The organism is Nonomuraea sp. NPDC003727 (assembly GCF_053586935.1).
The window spans coordinates 116,079-130,314 of the sequence record NZ_JBSFNE010000006.1 but is presented as its reverse complement, the minus strand read 5'-3'; the positions used below and the strand labels follow the sequence as shown (position 1 = coordinate 130,314).

The window sequence follows — 14,236 nt, the reverse complement described above, 5'->3', positions numbered from 1 at the left end:
GGCAGGTGCCCGAGGTGTCGTGCTGGGACGGTGCGGACCTCCCTAGGAGATACCCGAGGAGGCGCCCCGGTGTAAACGGCCTGTTACCTCTTCGTGGCTCATCGCGACGCGATCGTGAGGTCGACGACCGTCAGCTTGCCGTCGAGCTCGTAGGCGAACACACCCGGAGCGCGGCGGTCGAGCGTCGGGGAGGCCCATCCGCCCCTCTTCTCCGCCCTGATGCCCAGATCACCCGCCCTGCCGGTGGCCAGGTCGTACAGCTGCGTGTGCTGGAGCCGTAGGTCCTCGACCTTGGTGGCGAGCACGAACCGGTCCATCGCGGGCACGTCCCAGGCACGACCGCTCAGGAGGCGTTCGCGCGAGCCGTCGCGCGTCAGGGCCCGCTCGCCGGCGACGCACCAGGTGATCCCGCAGTTCACCGGCCGGTCCTGGCTGATCGCCGGAGCCGCGCGCCGCTCGCCGGTCAGCACGTTCACCAGCTCGCCGAAGGGCGGCTCCGGCTGCTTCTTCGTGCGCGGATACTGGAACGCCGCCGCCCACGGCCAGCCGAGCAGATGCAGCCCCTCGGTCCCGCCGATCCTCCTGGGAGCGCCGCCGCTCAGCGGCGCCTCGTACAGGCCGCCGTCCCCGCCCAGCGACCAGACCACCTTCCCTTCGGCGACGGCGAAGTGGCCGATCTCCCCTCGTCCCGGCGCGCTCTCGAAGGAGGTCACCCTGCGCTGCGCGCCGCCCTTCACCGGAGCCGCCCAGATGTCGGTCACCCGGCGGGCGCCGTCCTTGCGCAGCGTCCACCAGACCAGCCGGCCCTCCCCGGCGGCGGTGAAGGGCCAGGACACCACTGTGCCCTTCGGCGGCTGGACGGCGACCAGCCTGGTCAGCGCGCCGGACTTCACGTTGTAGGACCACAGCCCGTCGGGGCGGTCGGGGTTGCCGTCCTTCGTCGTGCGCACCAGCAGGGTGTCCCGGTCGAGGAACCTCTCCACCTGGTACGGCCTGCCGTCCGGCAGCGTGCGCGGAAGGGTGTGGACCGCTTGCGGCCACACCTTCCTCAGCGGTTGCGGGTCGCCGGACGCCGTGGCCGGCGCGGCCGGTTCCGCCGGCCGCGCCGGCGTCAGCGAGGACGTCACGAGGAAGCCGGTCATCGTGACGGCGACCACGGCAGCCGCGGCGGCCGCGCCCGCCACCGCCGTGCCCCTGCGACGGCGGCGGCGGGCGGCGGCGTCCACCCGCTGGAGGAGGTCGTGGGGGGCGGCCGGCGCGCGGCCCGCCGAGCGGGACAGGGAGTCCTGCAGCAGGGTTTCCAGCTCGCTCATCGTGTCCTCTCCGTTTCTCGGGGGATGGGTCGCGCCGATCCGGGACGCTTGGCGCGGCGGCCGGGGGATCGGCGTGCGCCGGGGCGCAGGCTCGGCCCGCGGCTCGCGGGGGCAGGACCGGTGACGGTCATGGGGGTAGGCATGGTGACGGTCATGGAGATGGTCATGGGGCGGCCGAGGGGGTGGTCAAGGGAGCGCTCATGTGGTCGGCTCGGGCTCGGGGAGCAGGGTCAGGCTCGACCTCAGCTTGTCCAGCGCGCGGGAGGCCTGGCTGCGGACCGTGCCCTGGGAGACGCCCATGATCGCGGCGATCTCCTCGTCCGACCGGTCCTCGTAGTAGCGCAGCACGATCACCGTGCGCTGACGGCGGGGCAGCTTGGCCAGCTCCCGCCACAGATCGGAGTCGAAGTCGGCCCACGCCGACGGGACGTCGGCCGTCTCCCTCTCCGGCGGGTCCCACGCCAGATGCTCGCGCCGCCGCCGGCGCCAGACGTTGATGTGCAGCCGGGTCATCGACACCCGCACGTAACTCTCGGGGTCGTGCTTGCGGCGCACCCGCGACCAGGAGCCGCGCAGCCGCACCAGCGCCTCCTGCACCAGGTCCGCCGCATCGTGCGGGTTGCCGGTCAGCGCGTACGCGTAACGGGTCAGCGCGTCGGCCCGGCCGGCGACGAACGATTCGAACAGCGCATCGTCGGTCATGTGGTCCCTTCCATCCCGGTATAGACGGGGAGGGAGGCGCTGATGTTGCACGGCGGGCGGGAGAAAATCAGCCCGATGCGACCGCGCGTACCGGAGTCCCGCCGGGGTGCCCGGGCAGGGTCAGCGGGCGGGCGGGCTCGCCGTGAGAAATGTCAGTCCCACCACCTACAGTGAATGACATGCGGCCGGTAACAGATTTGCAGCGCAAGGTGGCGCCCTTCGAGGTCGTCACCGAGATGACCCCCTCCGGCGACCAGCCGACGGCGATCGCCGAGCTGGAGCGCAGGGTGAAGGCGGGGGAGAAGGACAACGTGCTGCTCGGCGCCACTGGCACGGGCAAGACCGCCACGGTCGCCTGGCTGATCGAGCGCCTGCAGCGGCCCGCGCTCGTCATGCAGCCCAACAAGACACTGGCCGCGCAGTTCGCCAACGAGCTGCGTGAGATGCTGCCCAACAACGCGGTCGAGTATTTCGTCTCCTACTACGACTACTACCAGCCTGAGGCCTACGTGCCGCAGAGCGACACCTACATCGAGAAGGACTCCTCGATCAACGACGAGGTCGAGCGGCTGCGCCACTCGGCGACAAACTCGTTGCTCACCAGGCGCGACACCATCGTGGTCGCCTCGGTCTCGTGCATCTACGGCCTGGGCACGCCCCAGGAGTACGTCGACCGCATGACCAGGCTGCGCGTCGGCATGGAGGTCGACCGCGACCAGCTGCTGCGCCGCCTGGTCGACATGCAGTACACCCGCAACGACCTGGCCTTCACGCGCGGCACGTTCCGGGTGCGCGGCGACACGATCGAGATCATCCCGAAGTACGAAGAGCTGGCCGTGCGCATCGAGATGTTCGGCGACGAGATCGAGAAGCTCTCCACGATGCACCCGCTGACCGGCGACGTCATCACCGAGGACGAGGAGCTCTACATCTTCCCCGCCTCCCACTACGTCGCGGGCGAGGAGCGCATGGCCAGGGCCGTCGAGGGCATCGAGGCCGAGCTGACCGGGCGGCTGGCCGAGCTGGAGCGGCAGGGCAAGCTGCTGGAGGCCCAGCGGCTGCGCATGCGCACCACCTACGACATCGAGATGATGCGTCAGGTCGGCACCTGCGCCGGCATCGAGAACTACTCGCGCCACATGGACGGCCGCGAGGCGGGCAGCGCGCCCAACACGCTGCTCGACTACTTCCCCGAAGACTTCCTGCTGGTTCTCGACGAGTCCCACCAGACGGTGCCGCAGATCGGCGCCATGTACGAAGGCGACGCCTCCCGCAAGCGCACCCTCGTCGACCACGGCTTCCGCCTGCCGTCGGCGCTCGACAACCGGCCGCTGAAGTGGGAGGAGTTCCTGGAGCGGATCGGCCAGACCGTCTACCTGTCGGCCACGCCGGGCGCCTACGAGCTCGGCAGGGTCAAGGGCGAGGTGGTCGAGCAGGTCATCCGCCCGACCGGCCTCGTCGACCCCGAGGTCGTCGTCAAGCCGACCAAGGGCCAGATCGACGACCTGGTCCACGAGATCCGCGAGCGCGCCGACAGGGACGAGCGGGTCCTGGTCACCACGCTCACCAAGAAGATGGCCGAAGACCTGACCGACTACCTCCTCGAGCTCGGCATACGGGTCCGCTACCTGCACAGCGAGGTCGACACGCTGCGCCGGATCGAGCTGCTGCGCGAGCTGCGCATGGGCGAGTTCGACGTGCTGGTCGGCATCAACCTGCTGCGGGAGGGCCTCGACCTGCCCGAGGTCTCGCTGGTGGCCATCCTCGACGCCGACAAGGAGGGCTTCCTGCGCTCGGAGACCTCCCTGATCCAGACGATCGGCCGCGCGGCCCGCAACGTGTCCGGCCAGGTCCACATGTACGCCGACAAGATCACCCCGTCGATGGAACGGGCGATCGAGGAGACCTCGCGGCGCCGCGCCAAGCAGATCGCCTACAACGAGGCCAACGGCATCGACCCGAAGCCGCTGCGCAAGAAGATCGCCGACATCCTCGACTCGCTGCAGCGCGAGGACGCCGACACCGAGCAGCTGATGGGCAGCGGCAGGCAGCAGTCGCGCGGCAAGGCGCCGGTGCCGGGCTTCGCCGCGCAGCGCGCACTGCGTGCCTCCGGCGCGACCCCGGCCGGCCAGCACGCCAAGGCGATCGCGGGCGAGATGCCGCGCGCCCAGATGGAGACGCTCATCGACTCGCTCACCGAGCAGATGCACCAGGCGGCGGCCGACCTGCAGTTCGAGGTGGCGGCCCGGCTGCGCGACGAGATCAAGGAGCTCAAGCGCGAACTCCGCGACATGCGCGAGGCCGGGGTGAAATAGCCCCCGCCGGTATGTCCAGGGTCCCTCGCCGACCTGCGACGGGGCCCTTACCCCGGCGTCCGCGGGGTTGTCGGTCGGCATCCGCGGGGCGCCGGTCGGCGTCCCCTGGGGTGTCTGTAGCGGGGCGTTCCTGGGGTGTCGGCCGATATCCGTGGGGGTGGTCGGGGCCGCTGGTGGGTGCCCGTACGGCAAGCGGGGTCACGGCCACCGTGGTCACCGGTGGCCGCCCGTCCATCACGCGTACTCCAGCGGGACTCCGGCTGGCGTCCCCGACGCCGGCTCTGCGGGCTGATCGTCAGGGTGAGCGCCTGTCGGGTTGGTGACGGACTCAGGGTTGTGGGCGACCTGGCCAGACCGGACCGCCTGTCCGCGGTTCGACGCCGCCCAAGAGGAGCATCCGGCCGGCCCGAAGGGGCGCATCACGCACCCCGAAGGGCCGCAGTACGCATCCACCCGGAAGCGCCGCACGCATCCACCCGGAAGGGCCGTATCACGCACCCGGAAGGGCCGCATCACGCTGCCCCCTGGGAAGGGTCGTATCACGCATCCGGAAGGGCCGTATCACGTATCCACCCGGAAGCGCCGCAGCACGCAACCGGAAAGGCCGCATCACGCTGCCACCGGGAAGAGCTGCAGCACGCATCCAGAAGGGGCGCGACACGCGTGTCCTGCGGTGGTGAAGGAACGGGTGTGCCCGGTCAGGAGGCGGGGATGTGCGACATCATGCGTTCCATGCCGTTGATCCAGTTGTCGCGCAGCGCCTCGCCGGCCTGGGCGAGATCGCCGGTCATGAGGAGTTCGGCCACGCGGCAGTGTTCGGCCGCCTCGCGTTCGAGGGGCGTCTCGTCGCCGGCGAGCAGGTGGGCGTAGCGGCGCATCCCGGCCTTGACGCTGGTGATGAGGTCCAGCAGCCGCTCGTTGCGGCAGCCGCTCAGCAGCAGGTCGTGCCACTCGTCGTCGTGCCGCTCTATCTCCTGCTGCTCCGCGATCCGGTCGGGGAAGTCGCGGGCCAGCTCGAGCAGCTTGGGGCCGATCTCGCGCAGGTAGGCCGGGTCGGAGCAGTCGAGCGCGAGCGACTCCAGCGCGGCGACGATCTCGCAGAGCTCCCTGAACTCCTTCCTGCTCACCGGGGCGAACCGGAACCCGCGGCCCTGGTTGCTCTCCAGCACGCCTTCACCCGCCAGAGTGATCAGCGCCTCGCGCAGGGGGGTGCGGCTGACGCCCAGGTCGGCGGCCAGCGCGACCTCGTTGATGTCGGTCCCCGCGGCGAAGTCGCCTCGATCGAGCCTGCTCAGCAGCTCTTCCCTGATCTGCTCGCGTAGCGGTCGCCGGTCGATCGGCATATCACTCCTTCGGTTCGGCCCTGATCAGCTTAACCCTTGACGGCATGCAAAATACAGCACTATGAATTCTGTATACAGATTTCGGATGTCCGGAAGGAGCGATCAGTGCGCCTGACCCGAGTGCCGGGACTGCTGTTCGGCGGTGACTACAACCCCGAGCAGTGGCCGGAGGAGGTCTGGGCCGAGGACGTGCGGCTCATGTCCGAGGCCGGGGTCACGATGGCCACCGTCGCGGTTTTCTCCTGGTCAAGGCTGGAGCCCCAACCAGGCGTGTACGAGTTCGGCTGGCTGGACCGGGTCCTCGACCTGCTCCACGAGCACGGGGTGACCGCCGACCTGGCGACCGCCACCGCCACCCCGCCGCCTTGGCTGGTTCGGGAGCATCCGGAAATCATGCCGGTGGACGCGCAGGGGGTGCGGCTGGAGTTCGGGTCCCGGCAGGGGTACTGCCCGAGTTCGCCGATCTTCCGTGAGCACGCCGTGCGCCTCGCGACGGCGATGGCCACCCGGTACGCCGATCATCCGGCGCTGGCGATGTGGCACGTGGGCAACGAGTACGCCGACCACACGCTCGAATGCTTCTGCCCCGAGTCGGCCCGGCACTTCCGCGCCTGGCTCGAGGCCCGCTACGGCACGATCGGCGCGCTGAACGACGCCTGGGGCACCTCCTGCTGGGGCCAGCACTACACGGGTTTCGGGCAGATCGAGCCGCCCCGCAAGGCGCCCGGGCCGGTCAACCCCGCCCAGCTGCTCGACTGGCGCCGCTTCTGCAGCGCCGCCCTGCTGGAGCTGTTCACCGCCGAGCGGGACGCGCTGCGCGTGGTGACGCCCGCCGTACCCGTCACCACGAACTTCATGAGCATCCTGCACGGCCTCGACTACTGGGCGTGGGCCGCGGCCGAGGACCTGGTGAGCGACGATGCCTACCCCGACCCCGCCGACCCGCACTCGCACGTGGCGATCGCCCTCAGCTACGACCTCATGCGCTCGCTCAAGCAGCGCCCCTGGCTGCTGCTGGAGTCGGCGCCCTCGGCGGTGTCGTGGCGCGAGGTCAACGTGGCCAAGCCGCCCGGCATGATGCGCCTGCACAGCCTCCAGGCGGTGGCCCACGGCGCCGACGGGGTGATGTTCTTCCAGTGGCGCCAGGCCAAGTACGGCCCGGAGAAGTTCCACTCGGCCCTCCTCCCGCACGGCGGCACCCGGACGCGCGGCTGGCAGGACACGCTGCGGCTCGGCGCCGACCTGCGGCGACTGGCCGAGGTCGCGGGCACCGCCACGCGCGCCGAGGTGGCGCTGGTCATGGACTGGGACAGCTGGTGGGGCCTGGAGGCGCCGGAGTCGATGCCCTCCAACCGCCTCAAGCTCAAGGATCTGCTGCTGGCCTGGTACGCGCCGCTGCACGCCCGCGGGATCGCGGTCGACCTGGCGCCGCCGGACCGCGACCTGTCGGCCTACCGCGTCGTGATCGTCCCCAACCTGTACCTGTGCACGGCCGAGCAGGCCAAGGCCCTCGCGTCGGTCACCGGCGACCTGGTCGTCGGCCCGTTCAGCGGCGTGGTCGACGCCTCCGACCAGGTCCACGACGGCGGCGCCCCCGGCCCGCTGCGCGACCTGCTGGGCGTCGCGATCGACGAGTTCTGGCCGCTGCCCGACGGGACCGCCCAGCCGGTACGGCACGCCGACGGCACCCCCGGCCTCGCCCGCACGTGGGCCGAATGGCCGCGCCTGGTCGGCGACGCCGTCGAGGTGCTGGCCCGCTACGAGGGCGGCGACCTGGACGGCCTGCCCGCCGTCACCCGCAACGGCACCGTCACCTACGTCAGCTGCCTGCTCGACGACGTCACGCCCGTCCTCGACCGGGTGCTTCACGGGGTCGAGGCGATCGACGTCCCCGCGGGCGTGGAGGCCACCCGGCGGGAGAACCACCTCTTCCTGCTCAACCACACCGCCACCCCGCAACAGGTCACCCTCCCGAGGCCGGGCAGGGACCTGCTCACCCAGACCGACCTGCGAGGCGCCATCCAACTCGCCCCGCGCGACGCCGTCGTGCTGAGGATCGAAGGAGACACGTGACGCACCCCTACATCCCGAACGCCGAGCCCGGCGTGCGGGCGGAGATGCTCGCCGCCATCGGCGCGGCGAGCGTCGAGGAGTTCTACGCCGACATCCCGGCGGAGCTGCGGCTGGCCAGGCCGCTCGACCTCCCGGAGCCGTTCCCGGCCGAGCGCGACCTCGTGCGCCACATGAAGGGCCTGCTCGACCGCGTCACCGACACCGAGCAGGCGCTGAGCTTCCTCGGGCACGGCTGCTACCCCCACCACGTGCCGGCCGTCTGCGACGAGGTCAACTCCCGCAGCGAGTTCCTGACCGCCTACGCCGGCGAGCCGTACGAGGACCACGGGCGTTTCCAGGCCCTGTTCGAGTACGTCAGCATGATGGGCGAGCTGCTCGAGATGGACGTGGTCAACGTCCCGACCTACGACGGCTTCCAGGCGGCGGGCACGGCCCTGCGCATGGCCTGCCGTTACACCGGGCGCTCGAAGGTGCTCCTCAGCGCGGCCGTCAGCGCCGACAAGCTGAGCAAGCTGCGCGACTTCCTCAGCCCCGACATCGAGATCGTCCTGGCCCCGGTCGGGGACGGCGGCGAGATCTCCGTCTCGGCGTTCGACGACTCCTACGCGGCCGTCTACCTGGAGACGCCCAACGTCTACGGCGTCGTCGAGACCCGCGGACGGGAGCTGGCCGACCTCGCCCACGCCCACGGCGCGCTCCTCGTGGTCGGCGCCGACCCGATCTCGCTCGGGGTGCTGGCCCCGCCGGCCGCCTACGGCGCCGACATCGTCTGCGGCGACATCCAGTCGCTCGGCATGCACCAGAGCTACGGCGGCGGCCACGCCGGCTACATCGCCACCCAGGACCACGAGCCGCTGGTCGCCGAGTTCCCCTCCCGGCTGTTCGGCATCGCGCCCACCAAGGTCCCCGGCGAGTACGGCTTCGGCGACGTCTACTACGACCGCACCTCCTTCGCCCTGCGCGAGGAGGGCAAGGAGTGGGTCGGCACCGCGGCCGCCCTCTGGGGCATCACGGCGGGCGTCTACCTGGCGCTCATGGGGCCGGAGGGCATGCGCGAGCTGGGCGAGACCGTCCTGGCCCGCACCCGCTACGCCATGGACGCCCTCGCCGGATCCGTCACCGTGCTGCACAGGGACGCGATCCACTTCCGCGAGTTCGCCATCGAGGTGCCCTCCAGCCGGGCCCTGCTCGACGGGTTGCGCGCCCGCGGCATCTACGGCGGCGTCGCCCTCGACGACCGCACGGTGCTGGTCTGCGTGACCGAGCGCCACTCCATCGCCGACATCGACCGCCTCGCCGCAGCCGTCCAGGAGGTGCTGTGAACACCGGTGAGTCCTTCGCCGAACTCCCCGTCGCGCCGAAGCCGCCGCTGCGCCGCTTCCACCAGGCCCGCTGGGACGAGCCGATCATCTTCGAGCTGTCGGCCCCCGGCCGCCGCGGCCTGGCCGTGCCGGAGCCGGGCGCGCCGCGCGTGGAGCTGCCCGAGTCCGTACGGCGCGCCGAGCCCCCGAAGCTGCCCGAGATGGCGCAGCTGCACGTGCTGCGGCACTACCTGCGCCTGTCGCAGGAGAACCTCGGCGTCGACCTGAACATCGACGTCGGCCAGGGCACCTGCACGATGAAGTACAGCCCCAAGGTCAACGACAGGTTCGCCGCCGCGATCGCCGAGGTGCACCCGCTGCAGCACGAGGAGACCGTCCAGGGCGTCCTGGAGATCTACTGGCGGCTGGAGCGGATGCTGGCGGAGATCTCCGGCATGTCCAGGGTCTCCCTCCAGCCCGGATCGGGGTCGGCGGCCATCTACGCGAACATCGCCATGATCCGCGCCTACCACGCCGCCAACGGCGAGGGCCACCGCGACCAGGTCATCACCACGATGTTCTCCCACCCGTCGAACGCCGCCTGCGCCAAGACCGCCGGCTACGAAGTGATCACCCTGATGCCGGACGCCGACGGCTATCCCGACATCGAGGCGCTGCGCGCGGCCGTCGGCCCCCGCACCGCCGCGCTGATGATCACCAACCCGGAGGACACCGGTATCTTCAACCCCCGCATCAGGGAGTTCGTCGAGCTGGTACACGGCGTGGGCGGCCTGGCCTGCTACGACCAGGCCAACGCCAACGGCATCCTCGGCATCACCAGGGCCAGGGACGCCGGGTTCGACCTGTGCCACTTCAACCTGCACAAGACCTTCTCCACGCCGCACGCCTGCGGCGGCCCCGCGGCGGGCGCGTGCGGCGTCTCCGAGGCGCTGGAGCCGTTCCTGCCCGGCCCCGTCGTCAGCTTCGACGGCTCGGCCTACGGCCTGGAGACCCCGTCCCGCTCGATCGGCAAGGTGCGTCCCTTCCTCGGCGTGACCCCCAACATCGTCCGCGCCTACGCCTGGATCATGGCCCTCGGCGGCGAGGGTCTGCGGCAGGTGGCCGAGACGGCCGTGCTCAACAACAACTACCTGATGCACAAGATCCTGCAGATTCCCGGCGCGTCGGCGCCCTGGGACAAGCGGCGCGTCGAGCAGGTGCGCTACTCCTGGCAGGAGCTGTCGGAGGAGACCGGGGTCCACTCGGAGGAGATCGGCGTCAGGGCGGCCGACTTCGGCGTCCACTACTGGACCAGCCACCACCCCTACCTGGTGCCGGAGCCGTTCACGCTGGAGCCCACGGAGTCGTACTCGAAGGAGGACCTGGACGAGTACGCCGCCATCCTGGCCCACGTGGCCGACGAGGCGCGCCGCGACCCCGAGTTCGTCAAGGGCGCGCCGTACAACCAGAGCGTGCACAAGATCGACCCGACGCCGCTCGACGACCCCAAGGAGTGGGCGCCCACCTGGCGCGCCTACGTCCGCAAGCACCTGTCATGACCGCCGGCCTGCCCGCCCCGCGCCCGGCCCGCGCCGCGGTGGTCGGGCTGATCGTGAACCCGGTGGCCGGGCTGGGCGGGGCGGCGGGTCTGAAGGGCAGCGACGGCGCGCGGATCCAGCGTGAGGCCCTGGCCAGGGGCGCGACGCCCAGGGCGGGGGAGCGGGCGGCGCGCGCCGTCCGCGCCCTGCTGGCCCGCCGTCCCGGCACCCGCGTGGTCACGGTGCCGGGTCCGATGGGCGAGGACAGCGCCCGCGCCGCCGGAGCGTCCTTCACCCTGGTACGGCCGGCCCCGGCGGACGCCGGAACGCCGGAAACCGACCTCCCGGCGGGCATCGGAACGCCGGGAGCGGACCTCTCGGCGGGCATCGGAACGCCGGAAGTGGACCTCTCGGCGGGCGCCGGAACGCCGGAAGTGGACCTCTCGGCGGGCGCCGGAACGCCGGAAACGGACCTCCCGGTGGGCGTGGCCACCACTGCACGTGACACGCGGCTGGCGGTCGGCGCGCTCGCCGACGTCGACCTGCTGCTGTTCACCGGCGGCGACGGGACCGCGCGGGACGTGCTCGACGCGGTCGGCGGGCTCGGCGACCAGGCGCCCCCGGTGCTGGGGATCCCGGCGGGGGTGAAGGTCTACTCGGGCTGCTTCGCGGTCAGCCCGGCCGCGGCGGGACTGCTCGCCGCCGACCATCTCTCTGCCGCCGAGGCCGGCCTGCGGCGCGGCGCCGGGACGGCGGTCCCGGCGGACCCGGACCCGGACCCGGCGGACCCGGACCCGGCGCAATCGGTCCCGGCGGCACCAGGCCCGGCGACACCAGGCCCGGTGGTACCGGGCCCGGCGGCACCAGGCCCGGCGGTACCGGGCACGGTGGAGGCCGAGGTGGTGGATCTCGACGAGGAGCGCTACCGGCAGGGACAGGTGAGCCCGCGCCTCTACGGAATCCTGCGCGTCCCCGCCGCCAGGGCCGGCCTGTCGGGCCGGAAGGCCGGATCCAGCGGGATCGGCCCGGCCACCGTCGAGGGCATCGCGCGGGAGGTCGTGGCCCGCATGCGGCCCGGCGTCCGCTACGTCCTGGGCCCCGGCGCGACCACGCAGGCGGTCGGCCGCGCCCTCGGGCTGGCGACCACGCTGCTCGGGGTGGACGTGGTCGAGTCCGGTGAGACGGGCGTGCTGGTGGCGGGCGACGTCTCCGAGCCGGAACTGCTGGCTCTCGTCGCGGGCCGGGAGGCGGTCGTCGTGCTGTCGGTGATCGGCGGGCAGGGGTTCGTCCTCGGCCGCGGCAACCAGCAGATCTCGCCCCGGGTGCTCGACGCGGTCATCGGGTACGGCGACGCCGCCGCGCGGCGCCTGCTGGTGGTCTCCACCCCGCAGAAGCTGGCCGCGTTGCGGGGCCGGCCACTGCTGGCCGACAGCGGCGACGAGGACCTGGACCGCAAGCTCAGCGGCCACGTCCAGGTGATCACCGGATACCGCGAAAGCACGATTTACCAGATCTGTACAGCAAGTGAGGAGTTCCACGGATGAAGACGCTCGAGGGCAAGGTCGCGATCGTCACAGGCGGTGCCTCGGGCATCGGGCGGGCGACGGCGCTGCTGTTCGCCCGAGAGGGCGCCCAGGTGGTGGTCGCCGACCTCGACGGCCCCGGAGCCGAGGCGACGACCGAGCAGATCGCGGCCGAGGCGGGCGACAAGGCCGCCGTGGCGGTGCGGGCCGACGTGTCGGACCCCGACGACTGCGAACGGATCGTCCGCACCGCCGTCGACACCTTCGGCGGGCTGCACGTGCTGTTCAACAACGCCGGCATCATCCGCCGGACCACCGCCCTGGACCTCGACGTCGAGGAGTGGGACCGCGTCATGGCGGTCAACGTGCGGTCCGTCTTCCTCATGTGCAAGCACGCCATCCCGGCCATGACCGAGGGCGGCTCCGTCATCAACACCGGCTCCGGCTGGGGCCTCAAGGGCGGTGGCAACGCCATCTCCTACTGCGCCTCCAAGGCCGCCGTCGTCAACATGACCAGGGCCCTGGCCATCGACCACGCCAAGGCCGGCATCCGCGTCAACTCGGTGAACCCCGGCGACACCGACACGCCGATGCTGCGCGACGAGGCCCGCCAGCTCGGCGAGGACTGGTCGGCCTTCGAGGCCGACGCGGCCGACCGGCCGATGGGCAGGTCCGGCACCCCGGACGAGATCGCCCAGTCCGTGCTCTTCCTGGCCAGCGACGCCGCCAGCTACATCACAGGATCGGCCCTCGTCGTCGACGGCGGCGGCCTCGCCTGACCCCCGGGCCCGTCCCCCGGGCCCCGAATCGCCTCACCACCCCCCGAAAAGCCTGAAGGAGCCACCATGAAGCGTGCGCTAGCCCTCCTGGGCGCACTCGCCCTCGCCACCACCGCGTGCAGCGGCAGCGGCGGCGGCAACGTTCCCGGCACGAGCGGCGGCCAGGTCACCGTCCGCTGGTCCACCTGGGGATCGGCCGAGGACGTGAAGCTGTACGAGAAGTTCACCGAGGACTTCCACAAGCGCCACCCCGGCATCCGGCTCAAGATGGAGTCGGTCGCCAAGTACGAGGAGTACCACCCCAAGCTGCTGGCCCAGCTCACCAGCAAGACGGCGCCCGACGTGTTCTTCGTGGGCGACGACAACATCGGCAAGTTCGTCTCCGCCGGCGTGCTCTCCCCGCTCAACGACCAGCTCGCCGGGGCCGACTCCAAGAGCAAGCCGGAGGACTTCTTCGAGGGCGTGTACGGCGGCGCCAAGCGCGACGGGAAGATCTACGGCGTCCCCAACGACACCAACCCCGAGGTCCTCTGGTTCGACAAGCAGGCCCTGAAGGACGCCGGGATCACCGAGGACCCCGCCGCCCTCCACGAGGCCAAGCAGTGGACCATGGCCAAGTACCTGGAGATGAACACCAAGCTCAAGGCGGCGGGCAAGGCCGGTTCGATCTTCTGGAACTGGTACGGCTCGACGTACTCGATGATCAACGGCTTCGGCGGCAAGGTGTGGGACGGCGGCAAGTTCGTGGCCACCACCGACGCCAAGTCCCGCGAGGCGTTGCAGACGCTGGCCAAGGGCTACCAGGACGAGACCTTCCTCAGCGCCGACACGCTGCCCGACAGCAACGGGCCCAGCACGCAGTTCCTCAAGCACAAGGCCGGCTTCTACGCCGGCGGCCGATGGATGATCGACTCGCTCAGGAAGGGCGGCGACCTCGGCAACTACGACATCGTGCCGTTCCCCTCGCCGACCGGTGAGCCGATGCCCGGCGCGGTCGCCGCCTCCTACCTGGCGATCAACAAGGACACCAAGCTGCCGAAGGAGGCCTTCACCTTCTTCACCGAGTTCGTCGGCAAGGACGGACAGCTGCTGCGGCTCAAGGACGGCGGCGCCGTGCCGTCCATCAAGGGCGCCGAGCAGGTCGTCCTGGGCGACAACTACCCCGCCCACGCCCAGACCTTCCTCGACGTGCGCGACACCGGCTTCGCGAACTATTCCGAGGAGGTGTCCGTGCCCGGCCTCACCGCCGACATCAACGAGCACCTGATGAAGGTGTGGACCGGCAAGGTCGGCTTCGACCAGGGCATGGACGAACTGCAGAAGCTCGTCGAGAGCAAGCTGGGCTAGCC

Annotated in this window: 10 protein-coding genes; 7 read left to right on the top strand and 3 right to left on the bottom strand. The window is 71.3% G+C overall.

Annotated features, from left to right (window positions below):
• Positions 1-98: 98 nt before the first annotated feature.
• Together ACWDLG_RS17090 and ACWDLG_RS17085 are read right to left on the bottom strand one after the other, a co-directional pair.
• On the bottom strand, positions 99-1,313 hold the full coding sequence (locus ACWDLG_RS17090) for a hypothetical protein (RefSeq protein WP_449920830.1): 1,215 nt from the start codon (positions 1,311-1,313) through the stop codon (positions 99-101).
• A gap of 198 nt (positions 1,314-1,511) precedes the next feature.
• Positions 1,512-2,015 carry a SigE family RNA polymerase sigma factor gene (locus ACWDLG_RS17085; protein WP_449920827.1) on the bottom strand — a complete coding sequence of 168 codons (504 nt, stop codon included), beginning with the start codon at positions 2,013-2,015 and terminating at the stop codon, positions 1,512-1,514.
• 179 nt (positions 2,016-2,194) lie between these two features.
• On the opposite strand from ACWDLG_RS17085, the gene uvrB reads away from it, so the two are divergent.
• Complete coding sequence (uvrB, locus tag ACWDLG_RS17080; protein WP_449920825.1) at positions 2,195-4,330, top strand: excinuclease ABC subunit UvrB; 2,136 nt, start codon at positions 2,195-2,197, stop codon at positions 4,328-4,330.
• A 698-nt stretch (positions 4,331-5,028) separates the two neighbouring features.
• On the opposite strand, the gene ACWDLG_RS17075 is transcribed toward uvrB, so the two are convergent.
• A complete protein-coding gene (locus ACWDLG_RS17075; protein WP_449920824.1) occupies positions 5,029-5,673 on the bottom strand; it encodes a GntR family transcriptional regulator in 645 nt (214 codons plus the stop codon).
• A gap of 105 nt (positions 5,674-5,778) precedes the next feature.
• Here ACWDLG_RS17075 and ACWDLG_RS17070 point away from each other — a divergent pair, with 105 nt between their 5' ends.
• The 6 genes from ACWDLG_RS17070 (at position 5,779) to ACWDLG_RS17045 (ending at position 14,234) form a co-directional block, all read left to right on the top strand.
• Positions 5,779-7,746, top strand: a complete 1,968-nt coding sequence (locus tag ACWDLG_RS17070) for a beta-galactosidase (protein WP_449920821.1) — start codon at positions 5,779-5,781, stop codon at positions 7,744-7,746.
• Positions 7,743-9,068, top strand: coding sequence for an aminomethyl-transferring glycine dehydrogenase subunit GcvPA (gcvPA, locus tag ACWDLG_RS17065; protein WP_449920819.1), 1,326 nt, complete (start codon positions 7,743-7,745; stop codon positions 9,066-9,068). The genes ACWDLG_RS17070 and gcvPA overlap by 4 nt, the downstream gene beginning before the upstream one ends.
• Positions 9,065-10,606 carry an aminomethyl-transferring glycine dehydrogenase subunit GcvPB gene (gcvPB, locus tag ACWDLG_RS17060; RefSeq protein WP_449920817.1) on the top strand — a complete coding sequence of 514 codons (1,542 nt, stop codon included), beginning with the start codon at positions 9,065-9,067 and terminating at the stop codon, positions 10,604-10,606. Before gcvPA ends, gcvPB begins: the two co-directional genes overlap by 4 nt.
• The gene (locus ACWDLG_RS17055) at positions 10,603-12,129 is read left to right on the top strand and encodes an ATP-NAD kinase family protein (protein WP_449920815.1); all 1,527 of its coding nucleotides are present in this window, start codon (positions 10,603-10,605) and stop codon (positions 12,127-12,129) included. Before gcvPB ends, ACWDLG_RS17055 begins: the two co-directional genes overlap by 4 nt.
• Positions 12,126-12,887, top strand: coding sequence for an SDR family NAD(P)-dependent oxidoreductase (locus ACWDLG_RS17050; protein WP_354910597.1), 762 nt, complete (start codon positions 12,126-12,128; stop codon positions 12,885-12,887). Before ACWDLG_RS17055 ends, ACWDLG_RS17050 begins: the two co-directional genes overlap by 4 nt.
• A 66-nt stretch (positions 12,888-12,953) precedes the next feature.
• Complete coding sequence (locus ACWDLG_RS17045; RefSeq protein ID WP_449920813.1) at positions 12,954-14,234, top strand: ABC transporter substrate-binding protein; 1,281 nt, start codon at positions 12,954-12,956, stop codon at positions 14,232-14,234.
• The last annotated feature ends 2 nt before the right edge of the window (positions 14,235-14,236 follow it).

What these genes read in the sequence shown, in the direction of transcription:
- ACWDLG_RS17055 (WP_449920815.1), top strand. Translation starts at nt 10,603, where the DNA reads ATGACCGCCGGCCTGCCCGCCCCGCGCCCGGCCCGCGCCGCGGTGGTC.
- ACWDLG_RS17050 (WP_354910597.1), top strand. Translation starts at nt 12,126, where the DNA reads ATGAAGACGCTCGAGGGCAAGGTCGCGATCGTCACAGGCGGTGCCTCG.
- ACWDLG_RS17075 (WP_449920824.1), bottom strand. Translation starts at nt 5,673, where the DNA reads ATGCCGATCGACCGGCGACCGCTACGCGAGCAGATCAGGGAAGAGCTG.
- ACWDLG_RS17045 (WP_449920813.1), top strand. Translation starts at nt 12,954, where the DNA reads ATGAAGCGTGCGCTAGCCCTCCTGGGCGCACTCGCCCTCGCCACCACC.
- ACWDLG_RS17090 (WP_449920830.1), bottom strand. Translation starts at nt 1,313, where the DNA reads ATGAGCGAGCTGGAAACCCTGCTGCAGGACTCCCTGTCCCGCTCGGCG.
- ACWDLG_RS17085 (WP_449920827.1), bottom strand. Translation starts at nt 2,015, where the DNA reads ATGACCGACGATGCGCTGTTCGAATCGTTCGTCGCCGGCCGGGCCGAC.
- uvrB (WP_449920825.1), top strand. Translation starts at nt 2,195, where the DNA reads ATGCGGCCGGTAACAGATTTGCAGCGCAAGGTGGCGCCCTTCGAGGTC.